At 50.7% G+C, this 13,037-nt stretch carries 8 protein-coding genes; 6 read left to right on the top strand and 2 right to left on the bottom strand.

The genetic code is table 11. The features are described from left to right. The first annotated feature begins 49 nt into the window (after positions 1–49). Together flhA and C9I99_RS19055 are read left to right on the top strand one after the other, a co-directional pair. The gene (flhA, locus tag C9I99_RS19060; RefSeq protein WP_107350420.1) at positions 50–2,146 is read left to right on the top strand and encodes a flagellar biosynthesis protein FlhA; all 2,097 of its coding nucleotides are present in this window, start codon (positions 50–52) and stop codon (positions 2,144–2,146) included. Between the two features lie 358 nt (positions 2,147–2,504). Next, complete coding sequence (locus C9I99_RS19055) at positions 2,505–4,259, top strand: formate--tetrahydrofolate ligase (protein ID WP_107350419.1); 1,755 nt, start codon at positions 2,505–2,507, stop codon at positions 4,257–4,259. A 72-nt stretch (positions 4,260–4,331) separates the two neighbouring features. Here the strand turns inward: C9I99_RS19055 and C9I99_RS19050 are convergent, their stop codons facing one another. Further along, entirely contained in the window at positions 4,332–5,582 is a 1,251-nt protein-coding gene (locus C9I99_RS19050) for a NupC/NupG family nucleoside CNT transporter (RefSeq protein WP_107350418.1), read from the bottom strand. Between the two features lie 665 nt (positions 5,583–6,247). Between C9I99_RS19050 and C9I99_RS19045 the strand changes: the two genes are divergently transcribed. The 4 genes from C9I99_RS19045 (at position 6,248) to C9I99_RS19030 (ending at position 11,885) form a co-directional block, all read left to right on the top strand. After that, a complete protein-coding gene (locus C9I99_RS19045) occupies positions 6,248–6,748 on the top strand; it encodes a YfbU family protein (RefSeq protein WP_107350417.1) in 501 nt (166 codons plus the stop codon). Positions 6,749–6,998: 250 nt separating this feature from the next. After that, the gene (locus tag C9I99_RS19040; protein ID WP_243734672.1) at positions 6,999–8,267 is read left to right on the top strand and encodes an ABC transporter substrate-binding protein; all 1,269 of its coding nucleotides are present in this window, start codon (positions 6,999–7,001) and stop codon (positions 8,265–8,267) included. Further along, positions 8,264–10,627, top strand: a complete 2,364-nt coding sequence (locus tag C9I99_RS19035) for an ATP-binding protein (protein WP_107350416.1) — start codon at positions 8,264–8,266, stop codon at positions 10,625–10,627. The genes C9I99_RS19040 and C9I99_RS19035 overlap by 4 nt, the downstream gene beginning before the upstream one ends. Next, the gene (locus C9I99_RS19030) at positions 10,614–11,885 is read left to right on the top strand and encodes a sigma-54-dependent transcriptional regulator (protein ID WP_107350415.1); all 1,272 of its coding nucleotides are present in this window, start codon (positions 10,614–10,616) and stop codon (positions 11,883–11,885) included. Before C9I99_RS19035 ends, C9I99_RS19030 begins: the two co-directional genes overlap by 14 nt. A gap of 188 nt (positions 11,886–12,073) precedes the next feature. Here the strand turns inward: C9I99_RS19030 and C9I99_RS19025 are convergent, their stop codons facing one another. Continuing rightward, positions 12,074–12,721 (bottom strand): oligogalacturonate-specific porin KdgM family protein, encoded by a 648-nt coding sequence (locus C9I99_RS19025; protein WP_107350414.1) that lies wholly within the window; start codon positions 12,719–12,721, stop codon positions 12,074–12,076. Positions 12,722–13,037: the final 316 nt, after the last annotated feature.

The raw sequence follows: 13,037 nt of genomic DNA, 5'->3' as shown, positions 1-13,037 counted from the left end.
AACCAATGATTATTACAACAAGCAACGTCAACTTTGAGCTAGAAGTCCTATGAAAGCGAAACTGCAACAACTGTTTCCGAACCTGACCACCAGCTATTTTGGGATCCCCATTATGCTGCTGACAATCCTTGCCATGGTCATATTACCCTTGCCACCGTGGCTGCTCGATGCCCTGTTCATCTTCAACATCGTGCTGGCCGTTATTGTGTTGCTGGTTGCAGTATCGAGCAAACGACCGCTGGATTTTTCGGTGTTCCCGACCATCTTGCTGGTTGCCACCTTGATGCGACTGACCCTCAATGTCGCCTCTACCCGGGTGGTATTGCTCAATGGCCACCTCGGTGGTGACTCTGCCGGTAAGGTCATCCAGGCCTTTGGTGATGTCGTTGTCGGTGGTAACTACTTCGTCGGTATCGTTGTTTTCGTCATTCTGATGATCATCAACTTCGTGGTGATCACCAAAGGTGGCGAACGTATCTCCGAAGTATCGGCTCGCTTTACCCTTGATGCCCTGCCGGGTAAGCAGATGGCCATTGACGCCGACTTGAACGCCGGCCTGATAGACCAAAACCAAGCCCGAACCCGCCGTGATGACGTCGCCCGCGAAGCGGATTTCTACGGTTCGATGGACGGTGCCTCAAAATTTGTTCGTGGTGATGCCATTGCCGGCTTGATGATCCTGGTCATCAATATCCTGGGCGGTATTACCATCGGTATGGTTCAGCATGACTTAGCCGCCAGCGAGGCATTCCAGCGCTTCGCCCTGCTGACCATAGGTGATGGCTTGGTCGCCCAGATCCCGTCACTACTGCTGGCAACCGCAGCGGCGATTATTGTTACCCGGGTCAACGACAGCGGCGATCTCTCTATTGATGTCCATCGCCAGATGCTGGCCTCTCCGACGACCTTGTTTACCGCCTCGGCGATCATGCTGATCATCGGCTTGGTACCGGGTATGCCGCACTTTGCCTTCTTTGCTTTCGCCGCCGTGTTGGCCTATGCCGCTTGGAAGCAAAGACGGATTGAAAACGATCCCGAACCTCTGGAGCAGGCAGAGGCCGTCGCCGACGCCATTGCTCAAGACAATACCCCTACCCTTGACTGGAATGATGTACCAGTCGTTAATCCTATCGCCCTTGAGCTGGGTTATCGATTAGTGAACTTGGTCGATAAAAACCAAGGGGAACCGCTCGCGCAGCGTATCCGCGGGGTCAGGAAAACCATTACCGAGCAAGTGGGCTTTTTGATCCCAGAAATCGCTATTCGCGATAACCTCAAACTCAAGCCGACCCAGTATTCATTACTGCTCCATGGTGAGGTTATCTCCCAAGGCGAAATTGACCCTGAGCGCCTAATGGCTCTTGCCGTCGGTGAAGTGTATGGCCAACTCGATGGTGTACTGGGCAAAGATCCGGCCTACAACCTTGATGCGGTATGGATAGAGCCAGCCAATAAGCCCCAAGCACTCAATCAAGGCTATTCCGTCGTTGACGGAGCAACCGTGGTTGCGACCCACCTGAGCAAAATCATCAAGGAGCACCTGGCTGAGCTCTTCTGCCACGATGATGTCGAGCGCTTGATGGAACGCTTGGGCGGCTCGGCTCCCAAACTGATGGAGGCCCTCACCACCCAGCTCAACCACCAGCAGCAGATGCGGGTTTTCCGCCAGCTGCTTATCGATCAGATGCCCATCAAAGATATCGCCAATATCGCTACCATCATGGTTGAAAGCAGTGAAATCACCAAAGATCCCATCTTGATCGCCGCCGATGTGCGCTGTGGGCTCAAGCGTTCCCTGACCAATAGCCTGGTCGGTTCGAGTAAGGATTTCAATATCTATACCCTGAGTGATAACCTCGAGAAAATGCTACTGACATCTTTGAGCAAAGCCCAGCAGAGCGGTGGCCAAACGGCACTTGATAGCTTCCCAGTCGAGCCTACCCTGTTGGCCCAGCTGCAACAGAATATGCCCGCAGTCAAAGAGCAGCTGAAGCAAAATGGCTTCAAACCCATCTTGCTGGTCACGCCACAGCTAAGGCCACTACTGGCCCGCTACGCCCGCACCTTTGCTAAGGGACTGTTCGTACTTTCGTATAACGAGATCCCAGAAGACAAAAATATTAATGTCCTTGGACACCTCGGTTAAGAGCCGCCATGAACTCTGGACTGGATACGCCTTGTATCCAGTCCTTGATGGGCCGCCAACAAGCGTAGTAACGCAAACCGGCACTAAATTATGTCAATCGATATGCGACAATATTGCGTTCTAAAAACAAAAAAATAACACCTCCTTTTTTCTTATCCATCAAATACTTCAACACAACAGCACGCTACACGTGCAACATCACTATAAAGAATAACCAATCTCTTGACATAACTATCCGCATTTATCACTTTACCCGTGATAAAATTATGGTATAAATCCAACGCAAACGATTGCGCGACTTATAAAAGCTGCTTGCGCGATATATATAAAGTTACCGAATGCGAGGTTATGGTCGCCCATGAAAAGTGATATTGAAATTTGCCGCGATACGACGCTCACTCCGATCGATCTCATCGCTCAGCGGGCTGGCCTGCTACCTGAAGATCTGACTCCGCAGGGCACATTGAAGGCCAAAGTAAAGCCTTCTATCCTAAAACGCCTGGCCGACAACGAAGAAGGGAAACTGGTTGTTGTCACCGCTATCACCCCCACCCCTCTGGGTGAAGGTAAAACCGTTACCACCATCGGTCTGGCTCAGGGTCTGGCAAAAATCAACCAGTCGGTAATGGCATGTATCCGCCAACCGTCGATGGGCCCAGTATTTGGTGTGAAGGGTGGCGCTGCCGGCGGCGGTTTCAGCCAAGTTGCCCCAATGGAAAAACTGAACCTTCACCTGACTGGCGATATCCACGCCGTGACGGCAGCCCATAACCTTGCTGCCGCTGCGATTGATGCCCGTGTCTATCACGAAGAGCGCCACGGTTACGAAAGCTTCAGCGAAAAAACCGGTATGCCTGCCCTTCGCATTGATATGGAACGCATCGTCTGGAAGCGCGTGATGGATCATAATGACCGTGCCCTTCGTATGATCACGGTGGGTAAGAACCAGCCGGGTAAAACCATCAACGGGATTGAGCGAGAAGACGGTTTTGACATCTCGGCCGCTTCTGAACTGATGGCTATCCTTGCCCTATCAAAAGATCTGGCTGACATGCGCCTGCGTATCGGCCGCGTGGTACTGGCTTATGATCTTGATGGCAAGCCAGTAACCGCAGAAGATCTGCAGGTTGCCGGTGCGATGACAGTGACGATGATTGAAGCCATTGAGCCAACCATGATGCAAACGCTGGAAGGAGTACCCACCCTTATCCACGCGGGCCCTTTTGCCAACATCGCCCACGGCAACTCGTCTATCATTGCCGATCGCATTGCCCTTAAATTGGCCGACTATACCATTACCGAAGGCGGTTTCGGCTCGGACATGGGCTTTGAGAAAGCCTGTAATATCAAGGCGCAGCAAGCCGGCCGTGGTCCAGATTGTGCGGTGGTAGTCGCGACCCTGCGTGGCCTTAAAGCCAACTCTGGTCTGTATGATCTACGTCCGGGCCAAGCCCTACCGCAAGCGATTTTCGAAACCGACGAAAAAGCCCTGGTTGCCGGTTTTGACAACCTGAAATGGCACATCAACAATACAGCCAAGTACGGTGTACCGGTTGTTGTCGCTATCAACCGCTTCCCGCAAGACACCGATGCAGAGCTAACCCAGCTGAAAGAAATGATTGAAGCCGAGCAGTTCGCGACCCATGTCGATGTGGCGATCAGCGAAGCCTTCGGTAAAGGCGGTGAAGGGGCGGTTGAACTGGCTAAGGCGGTGACCCGTGCCTGTGAAACACCGGCCAACTTCAAACCACTTTACGAGTTGTCACAAACTCTGGAAGAGAAGCTGATGACCGTTGCCGAAGTTGGCTACGGCTGCCGTGGTGTCGAGCTTTCTGAGTTGGCCAAAGCCCAGCTGGCCCAGTTCAAAGCCCAAGGGTATGACAACCTGGCGCTATGTATGGCGAAAACGCCGCTGTCTATCAGCCATGATCCAAGCCAGAAAGGCGCACCGAGCGACTTTATCGTTCCGGTTCGCGAGCTGAAACTATGTGCCGGTGCCGGCTTCGTGTACGCCCTATGCGGTAACGTGATGACCATGCCGGGCCTGCCGGAGAAACCAGCCTACTTGGGACTGGATATTGATGCCGATGGCAACATTGTTGGCTTGAGCTAAACGCTCGACATCTATTTCAGCCAACCCCATTAAAACAAACGCCAGCATTTGCTGGCGTTTTTGTTTTTGGGTTTATATCAAACTGATAAACAATCCTGCCACCGTGGCGTTGAGCAGGTTTGCCAGGGTCGCCGCTACCAGCGATCTCATACCGAGGGTCGCGATTTCATGGTATCGGCTTGGCACCATCACGCCAACACTCCCCAGCATCACCGCAATAGAGCCAAAGTTAGCAAAACCACACAGCGCAAAGGCAATAATCGCTTCAACACGAGGTTCCAATACCCCACTGGCAATCATGGGGGCTAGCTGCGAAAAGGCAACAAACTCATTGACGGTGGTTTTGGTCCCGAAAATAACCGCCATTTGTTGAGCTGACTCAAAGTCCCAAATCCCCGCCATAAAAGCAAAAGGCAGGAACAGGTATCCAAATACCACATCCAAGCTCAGTTCTGGTAGCCCAAACCAGCCGCCAATCCCCGATAGCATGCCGTTGAGTAGTGCGATCAAGCCAACAAAGGCCAATAGCATAGCACCAATATTCAACGCCACCTGCATCCCCTGAGCAGCACCTTGCGCCGCCGCATCAATCACGTTGGCAGGGCGCTGCAGTTCGGACGGTGTCTCCTCTACGCATGCCGCGGCATCCTCAGTTTCCGGGATCAGCAACTTGGCCATCATCAAACCGGCGGGCGCAGCCATGAACGAGGCTGCCAGCAGGTATTCAAGCGGGATCCCCATTTGGGCATAACCCACCAATACCGACCCTGCCACCGAGGCCATACCGCCGACCATGACGGCAAATAACTGGGAGCGCGTCATGGTGGCCAGGTATGGACGAATCGTCAGCGGCGCTTCAGAAATACCCAGGAAAATATTGGCCGTGGCTGAGATCGATTCCGGGCGGCTAGTACCGAGCACGCGGGACAGCGCCCGACCAAGGGTATTAACAATTAATTGCATCACACCAAGGTGATAAAGCACCGATACCAAGGCCGAAAAGAAGACCACCACCGGAAGCACCCGCAGGGCAAGGACAAAACCATTGCCGCCAAACAGCTCGAACATCTTGTCGGACACCAAACCGCCGAACAGGAAGCCGATCCCGTCATGACTGTAGTTGATCACTATCTGCACACCGCTCGAAAAGTCAGACAGCGCCGCTCGTCCAGCAGCACTGTATAGCACAATGGCCGCAAACCCCATTTGGATTGCCAATGCACCTAGCACTGTACGCCAATTGATACGTTCACGTTGTTCGGAAAGGAAGTAAGCCAAAACAATCAGCAGTAGAATACCGATCAGACTAGAAAGAACTTGCATAAAAAACTCATAGAAACAATCAGGCAGTGCCGCACCCTGAACCTTGCTGTCCAGAGTCAGTTGTTGCTCAAAGCAACCCGGTCCAAAGTGCTTGGGGCGCTACCTAGGTACACCTCTGCCCAAAGAAAAAACCTCAGGCACCAAATGCACTCGATTTCCCTCTGCTTTGAATCCTTGCCTCCTGGCGGCATTTCGTTCGTATGAATGAAGAAAACGGGGATTCTCGCGCAATATGCGAGTGGGCACGAATAAACCGTGCAGAAAAACAGGCGCAGGGTAAGCAGTTTAGTGGGCAAGTTCAAGCTCCCCAGAACCAACCGCTAGAGAAAGCATCAAAACGGGGGAAGGATACCCAAAGCGCATAGGCCGCAGGAATGCAATCGTCCAACCTATCAATGCAGGTAATCATTATCATGGAAAGGCCCACCCATTACACCAACAACGTGCTTCAGTACAGTTATCTCTACCGTATAGGGCCCTAAAACCCTGTGATAACTAAGGGAATAATTTAATTATTTCGCCTAATCATAGCGGTTTTGGGTAGACTTTATGCAATTAGTAATTTTTAACAAAAAAAAGTTAGCAAGACGTAACTAGATCAATTTATTTTCGTTTTATCCTGTTAACCTCAATGCCAGCTCAATAAAAAATTAAGGCCTATTATTATGGAAATGACCAACGCACAACGCCTGATCCTATCTAACCAGTATTACTTGATGTCTAAGCTCACGCCAGAGAATGAAACCAAGTACCGCCGCCTGCAGACTATCGTAGAACGTGGCTATGGCTTGCAAATGCGTGAACTAGACAAAGAGTTTGGTGACCTGCCTGAAGACAACTGCCGTGAAATCATCGACTTCATGGAAATGCATCACGCAATGCAAGAGTCTTACAAGATGTTGTCTGGGGACAACCAGAACCAGGTTGATCAGCGTCGTCTTCAATTCCTAGGCTTTGATGCCGCCTCTGAAGCACAGCATGTCCACTATGTGCGTTTCCTGACAGAGGAAGAAGGCCTGTACCCACAATTCGACAAAACCGAGCACATGTTCAACAGCCAGGTACCGATGCTGGAAAAATACCAACGTATGCTTCGCACATGGCGCAACTGCCCGCGTCAGTACCACCTGTCCGTCTCTGAGATTCAGCAGGTGCTGAACGCCTAACCTGGCGCTTCAATCCCCGAGCCGGAGCGATAGCTCCGGTTTCTGTCGCTTGACATCCCCTCCCGCCACATTAAAAATGTGAGCTCGACCAATAAACACCCACAACTTGCGTCAATATTGACCCTTACCAACCGCAGAACATGGAAAAAGCGATAAACCATTAATAATTCAAATTATTAGCGTGTTATTCCACTACTCTTAGTGCCGTTTTCCCTGTATACAAAGAAACATTCTGGTTAGTTGATCTCCGATGATGAAATTTCTCTATGCCGTCATACTTCTTTTCTCGCTTTCTAGTTGGGCCAAGCCAACAGATCAGCTGATCATCCTGACCACGTTCACGGTTGAATCGCTGCAACCGATTTTGAAAAAGTTTCAGCAACAATACCCTGAAGTCCACTTCACTATCCTCCATCGCAGGGAGAGTTCTGGCCTACGCCTGCTCAGCCATGAAGATCATGACATTGATATCGTGATTTCCTCCACTCGATCTTTATTTACCCCGCTGGTTGACGACAATCGCTTGTTACCGCTCGATGCCTTAAATTTCGATTCGACCTTTCAGCAACAACGTTTTATGCAAGACTCTATTGCCAATGTCGCTATCTTCGGCTACTCCGGTTATGGACTGATGTGGAACGAAGAATACATAAAGAAACATAAGCTGCCCGTACCGAACAAGTGGGAAAGCCTTGCTGATCCGCGCTACTTTCGGCATCTGGTTATGAGCAGTCCGGCCCGCTCAGGGACAACGCATATCATGGTTGAGAACATCCTCCAGCATTATGGTTGGAAGAACGGTTGGCAGTTGCTACTGCAAATCGGTGGCAACCTATCATCGATTTCGGCCCGCAGTTATGGCGTCAAAGACAGCATTGCCCGTGGATTGGCCGGTATTGGTCCCATCATTGACAGCTATGCCCATGAAAGCCAAAAGCTGTTTCCCTTTATCAATTTTGCCTACCAGCCTAAAAGCCCGCTGTTACCAAGCTACGTGGCCGCAGTAAAGAATATCCAACAAGCCAATCGAAGCATTGAATTTATTGAGTTTTTGCTTTCAGACGAACTCCAGAAAAACTTATCGACCAGCTCACTCAACAAGTATGCCTTGCACCAGACCATGGCCCAGCCATTCGAGGTCTCCTCGATTGACCACCACCTGATGGAAGAGCGCGCCATTTTGGTCAAGCAACTGTTTGAGCAGAGCATCAATCGACAGCTTATTCGCCTAAACCAGGCATGGCAGTTGATCCATAAGGTCAAGCAACTTTCCCCGCTGACTCCGGAAGAGCAGCGCCAGTACACCCTGGCGATCAAGCTGGCCTCAACCCCACCGATATCCGAGGCCCAGTCACGTAATCCTCGGTTACGCAAAGCGATTACCATGTCGAGAACAGACATGCACACCGCGCAAATAATCCTCGAATGGCGTACTTTGATGACCGAGCAACTCGATCAGGCCATCAGCATCTGCGAACGGTTGCTCGATAACCGTAAGCTGGGAGGAGCAAACAAATGAGGGTCGGCAATACCATCGGCAACCGCCTCATTGGATCGATTACCCTCATGGCTTTCCTCACCATCAGTGTCAGTCTGATCGCCATCGTCAACTGGGAAAGCCTGGACGATCAAATCCAGACCATGGTTGATAAAAATATGCCGACCCTGCGCGCCAGCTACCAACTGGAGCGCAACACAGCCGGCCTGCAAGCGGCTTTGAACTTGCTAGGCAACAATACCGATCCGGTTCTCCATGCGGATTTGAAGCAAAACATCAATAACAAGCTCACCAAGATCAACGAAGCTATCGTGCAGACCGCCAGCCTAAAATTCCACTCAGCGATCAAGAGCGAACACGATGCCCTCTCCAATGACATCAGGGCGTATGCCGATCTGCTTTACCAGCGCAACACCCTCCTTTATGTGCTGGCGCAAACCGAAAACAACATCAAGTGGCTGCATCTGGATATGGTTGATGAGCTCACCCCCATTCGCCAGGAGGTAGAGTGGCAGCTGACCAGGATGCTGCCCAATGCTTTGGTATCGAGCACCATCAATGAAGTCATGACCGAGTTTTCTCTGCTACAGGCCATCACCGTCAAGGAGAATGAGCTGCACCAGTTGGTTCAAGAAATCATTTTGCAGCGACAGGAAAGGGATATTGGTAACGCCTTCTACTTCATTGGTTACAAAACCGAAGAAATTAGCCTGATGAGCCAAAGTTTGAGCCACTATTCCTCAACGGTCTCCTACCGTCAGCTGCTGGACGAACTGATCGCCCAGGTCGAGCCCGGCGGGATCCTAGAACAACAACTGCTGCTGGACTACAAGCTCTACCAGCAGATCACCGAGTACCAAGACAAAATCCAGGCCCAGCTGGCCTACCAGGAAGATCTCATCCTGACAATGGTGGAACAGGAAGATGCCTCGCTTAATGTACTGAATGAAAAAACCCGCCGAGCAATCTCCATCAGCAACCTGATCTTATTCGGCACTATGGCGATCACCTTGTTCCTGTCGGTAATGGTGTCGATTTACTTGGTCGGCCAGGGGATCGTCAAGCGCCTGAACATGCTGTCCCAAGATCTCATCGCTGTTGCCAACAACCAGCTTGATGCGACAATCCAAGTTACCGGCAACGACGAAATCGGCCGGTTGGGCGATAACCTGCGCCACTTCTGCCGCCAAATGCAGGAAATGCAGCAGAGCAACGCCCTGAACCTGATCAACAACACCCAGGCCAGTATCATCACGTGTAGCCCTGAAGGCATCATCGAGTCGGTCAACCCCAGCGCCCTGAGCCTGTTCGACAATATAGAGCTGCCACGGAATCGTTCGATCTGGGAGCTTTTCAGCCCGAGCATGCAGGCACGGCTGCAGTCGCTATTTACCGAAACCAGTCCGTTATTTAGCCTAGGGGGATGTAACCTGACCCTAAAACAGAAGAAACTCGACCAAGAAAATCTCTATCTACGGTTGGATTTCCGTCTGTTTCAACAAGGCCAGAAAGAAAAGGTGATCATCACCATGACTGACATCACCGAGCAGGAAAAAGCCGCCCGCTGGCTGGAAAAGATGGTCAGGGAAAAAACCCACTCACTCACCACCCGCAACCGCCAGCTGAAGCTGGAAATCGAGGATCGCAAGCGGGTGGAAGATGACTTACGCACGACCCAGGACGAGTTGATCCAAGCCGCGAAAATGGCGGTGGTCGGCCAAACCATGACCTCGCTGGCCCATGAGCTAAACCAACCGCTCTCTGCTATTTCAACCCATATATTCACAGCCAAGCTGGCATTGGATAAACAACGCCTGGATCAACTGCCGGCTTCACTGGCAAAAGTGGAGAACCTTGCCGCCCGGATGGGAAGGATTATTGCCAGCCTGAAGAGCTTCTCCAAGAAGCAGTCAGCCAATAGTCCAATGGAGCAGGTAGAGATCAATGCCTCGTTCAAGCAAGCGATGATGATTGTCGAAAGCCGCGCCAAGGTCCAGCAAACAGAGATCCGCAACCTGGTTACCGCGTCATGCTATTGCTACGCCGATCAGGTTCAGTTCGAGCAAGTTTTGGTCAACCTGCTGGTTAATAGCTGTGATGCCGTGGCCGGTTGCGAACAACGAATTATTACCCTTGAATCCTTTGATTGCCAGACCGGTCAATGCCGCCTGGCTGTCAGCGATAGCGGCAATGGCTTTGCCGCCGAAATCATCGAAAAACTCTTTGTACCATTTACAACGACAAAAGAGGTGGGACTGGGCCTTGGCCTGAGTATCTGCCGTTCAATTATGAACCGCCTTAATGGTGATATCTTCTTAGCCTCGAACCTGCAAGGTGGTGCCATGGTCGTGTTGGAGCTTAAAAATTATGATAATGAATAATGATATCGAAGTACTAATCATTGATGATGACCAGGACGTGTTGGACTCGTACCAGCAACTGCTTGAAATATCAGGCTTTAAGGTCAAAGCTATTACAGACCCAACACTTGCTACGACTTTATTGCACAAAAACTGGCCTGGGGTTGTGGTAACCGACATGTATATGCCGGGGCTTAGCGGTATGGATCTGCTGGAATATATCAAAAACCTCGACCCCGAATTGCCGGTCATCATGATCACGGGACATGGCGACATCCCGATGGCCGTCGATGCCGTCAAGCGGGGCGCACTCGACTTCCTGCAAAAACCGCTGCAGCCTGCGGAGTTATTGGATCTGCTCGGCAAGCACCTTCCAACCCGAAAGGCCGTCATCGAACAGCGCGAGGCCATCGGCCAATCCACCAACGAAGTGCTGCTGGGAGATAGCCCGCTGGTTGTCAAGATCCGTGAAAAGGTCATCCAGATAGCCCTCACCTCGAAAGATGTCCTCGTTGAAGGTGAAAGCGGTACTGGCCGCCATACCGTGGCTAAGTTGCTGCACCAGCACAGCCAGATGCATAAAGGACCGTTTGTTGCCGCCCTGGGCAACAACATCACCTGCACCGCCGACCTACAGCGAGCGATGATCTCTGCCCGGAGCGGCAGTATCAGCCTTAGCGAGCCGCAAAATATGCCGTTGGAAACCCAGCAATGGCTGTGCCGTTTCTTACTCGAGCAAGAACGTCAAAACAAGAAGGAAGTCCGGGTATTGGCGATTACTGGTGCCAACCCTGAGGCTTTAGTCGAACAGGAAGTCTTGCTGCCCGAACTGTTCTACTTCCTAAGCCAGGTACGCTTCCGGCTGCCGCCTCTGCGTCAGCGTGTCAGCGATATCGCTCCCCTGTTCAAATACTTCCTGAAGCAAAGCTGCCAGAAGCTTCACAAAGCGGTACCGGCTATCGATAAAGCCTATATCAACACCCTCAACCGACACGAGTGGAGCGGGAATGTCCTGGAGCTGAAAAATGTGGCCGAACTGTACGCGATTGGTATCGTTAAACTGGCCGGGCAGGACCGAACTAAACCGCTGGAGCACATGAGTAGCCCGCTTGATGATCTAGTCGACAGTTACGAAAAGCAGGTCATCGAAGATGCGCTGTATCTGTTTGCTGGCCGGATCAATGATGTCTCCAACTATCTCCAAATCCCTCGCAAAAAGCTGTATTTAAGGATGAAAAAGCACAATCTGGATAAAGCCGAATATAAAGCCAGAAGCTAGCCCCTTTCTCCGTACCCTCGCATTAAGCCAGCATCCGCTGGTTTAATGCTGTTTGACGAGTACTCGCAACACAGAACCGCCTCTCTTTTCATGCTCAACACCTATTGCATATTGAGGAGAAAACATCAAAGGCTTGGCATAAAAAAAGGGAAGCAATATTGCTCCCCTCCTCAGGTATTCAGCTTGGCTTAGAAACCGTAAGAGGCACCGAACACAAATGCATTGTTGTCATTGTCACCTTGGTTACGGTACTCGATGTAAGGCTGCACACCTTGACGAGCCCATGTCGCACGAAGCTCATGGTCCATAACTTCTGCATCAATCATGTACACGTTGTTGTACGACAGGCCGACTTCCATATCTGTGAGGTTATAAGCGATACGGTTATCCATACGGTAGTCTGTGTCGTTATCAGCATCCGTTGCATCAATATGAGCACGGGTACGGTTGCTGATCGCAAGACCGTTGTCAAAGTTGTAGCCAATTTTGATCAGTGGACGATATTGAAGTGATTTTCCATCATGAAGTAGATGTTGGTAACCCGCCGCAACCCATAGATTGTCAGTTAGGTTGAACGCTTGCTCACCGCCGACGGTAACATAGGCAGCATCCGCTTCATTTTCTAGTGCACCAATTTGAATACCGTCAAACTCGGTGTAAACAGTAAACCCTCCCATCGCGTTAGTGAACGTATGGCCAGCTTCAAGGGTAGAGGTCGCACTTGAACCATGGAAAGCCCTGTCATCGTGCAACTGGATGTTACCGGTTACGTAAGATGACGCCATTGCGCCTTGAGCCATAAGTAATGCTACTGCGCCTAATGCAAAACGTTTCATTGTGAACTCCTAGAAACAAATTCTCGCGGCATATGTGCAATCTTGTTTTTTTACGGCAAAAATTATTATTCACAAAATGGATAAAATCGATAATGAACATAAGCCCACCCACTTATCGCCTTGCAGCAGAATAATATTCCAACCCATCCATAGGGTACGCAATCAAACACCTAAAACCACGTGATAATAAAGAAAAATACAAACTTAACCACTTCCTTTTAGAAGCAAAATATCTTAGGTAGCTGAATGGAAGTTGAACATGAAGCACGGAATTACATTTAAAATATAACTGTGATCTAGGTATATTTTTTCAGCG

Source organism: Photobacterium lutimaris (assembly GCF_003025555.1).
Classification (GTDB): Bacteria; Pseudomonadota; Gammaproteobacteria; order Enterobacterales; family Vibrionaceae; genus Photobacterium; species Photobacterium lutimaris.
This window is presented reverse-complemented; position numbering and strand designations above follow the sequence as displayed.